This is a genomic window from Pseudomonas edaphica, from assembly GCF_005863185.1.
Lineage (GTDB): Bacteria > Pseudomonadota > Gammaproteobacteria > Pseudomonadales > Pseudomonadaceae > Aquipseudomonas > Aquipseudomonas edaphica.
The window spans coordinates 1-1,685 of record NZ_VBVZ01000916.1 but is presented as its reverse complement, the minus strand read 5'-3'; the positions used below and the strand labels follow the sequence as shown (position 1 = coordinate 1,685).

The window sequence follows — 1,685 nt, the reverse complement described above, 5'->3', positions numbered from 1 at the left end:
TGTGTATAAGAGACAGGCCATCACCACCATGGGCTTCTTCAAAGAAGTAATCCTTCCAGCTCGCCGCCTTGTTCTTCAGCACGCCCAATTCCTGCAGCTTTTGGGCATAGATAAACGTACGCTGCGGCACGATGGTGAAGTCGATTTCCGGGTCCTGGACGATTTTCTCCACCAGGTCCAGCGGCAGCTTGGATTCCTCTACGCGAATATACGTCTTGGCGGCCGCAGGTTTATCGGCCTTGATGATCTTCTCGGCCTCCGCCAGCGCGTCATAAAACGCCTTGTAGGTCTTGGGGTTGTCATCGTGAAATTTCTGCGTGGTGTAGAGCACGTTGAACGACGCCTGCCCGCCAAGAATGTCGTAGGAACTGAGCACCTTGTGCACGTTAGGGTTCAACAACTCCTGATACTGAAACGGCGGGCTGGAGAAGTGTGAATTGATCTCCGAACCACCGGCAATCAACGCCGCCGTGGCATCCGGGTGGGCCAGGCTGATGGAGATGTCGTCGAACTTCTTGAAATTGGCATCGCCGAACAGCTTGGCCGTCTCTATCTGCAAGGTGCGCGACTGGAAACCCACGCCGGCGGCCGGCACAGCGATGCGGTCTTTCTCGGTGAAGTCCTGCAGGGTCTTCACGTTGGGGTTATTGGTCAGCAGGTAATTGGGCATCGAACCCAGGGAGGCGATGGCCTTGACGTTCTGCTTGCCCTTGGTGCGGTCCCACAGGGTGAGCATCGGCGGCACACCCGCCGAGACCACATCCAGGGCGCCGGCCAGCAGCGATTCATTCATGGCGGTGGCGCCGGAAATGCTGTTCCATTCCACCTTGATATCCAGGCCCTGCTCCTTGCCATGTTTTTCGATCAGGTGCTGGTCGCGCACCACGTCGAGGATCAGGTAACCGATACCGAATTGCTGGGCAATGCTGATCTTGCCTTCGGCCTGGGCGCCGGGGCTGAGCAAGGCGCTCGCGGCCGCCAGGGACGCGGCCAACAGGGTCAGGGAGGAACGCTTGAAAGTCATGGGAATCTGCCGCGTTTTCGAGAAGGTGATAGAGCCTAGCGACGAATTTTAAGACTGGAAAAGAATATCGGGATCTATTGTTATGCTAATCATCCCCAAAATGCCGTGTGGCTGTTATTGTGCCGCGCTTTGAAATACACCTGCCAACCTGCGAGGAAATGGACGTTGAACACTGACGATAAAATGACTGGGGATCTGTTCGAGGTCGATAAGCGCCTGTCACTCAAGCCCGTGGTGGACTTCAACGCTTACCTGCGCAGCGCATTCGGCGATGGCCCATGCACCTGCGTGCGCTGCAGCGCCGCCAACGGTGACGAAACCGACTACGCGTTCCAACACACCTTCAACTTCGACGGCAAACCCACGCACCGCCGCTTTGCCTCTACGGCGGGCAGCGATGTGTTGATGGTGTTGAAGAAAGCGTGGCTGTCCTACACCAAGGCCGAGCTGCCGCTCAGTGGCGTATTGGTGCTGGAGACGGTGAAGGAGTTTGTCGAGCCGCAACTTCACAAGCGCTTGGCGCCGCTGTTTTTGGCCAGTGAGCTGGTCAAGGATGTGGATGGGCAGTTGCAGGTTCAGCCGCAGGCCGCCTAACCTAGTGTTTACCTGCCCTTGTGGCGAGGGAGCTTGCTCCCGCTGGGCTGCGCAGCGGCCCCAAAAA

General features: G+C 57.6%; 2 protein-coding genes. One reads left to right on the top strand and one right to left on the bottom strand.

All coding sequences use genetic code 11. From position 1 onward, the window contains the following. Positions 1-1,024: ABC transporter substrate-binding protein (locus tag FEM54_RS32045; protein ID WP_138454220.1), on the bottom strand; the 1,024-nt coding region annotated here is incomplete at its 3' end. A gap of 165 nt (positions 1,025-1,189) precedes the next feature. Between FEM54_RS32045 and FEM54_RS32040 the strand changes: the two genes are divergently transcribed. Further along, positions 1,190-1,618 (top strand): hypothetical protein, encoded by a 429-nt coding sequence (locus FEM54_RS32040; protein WP_138454219.1) that lies wholly within the window; start codon positions 1,190-1,192, stop codon positions 1,616-1,618. Positions 1,619-1,685: the final 67 nt, after the last annotated feature.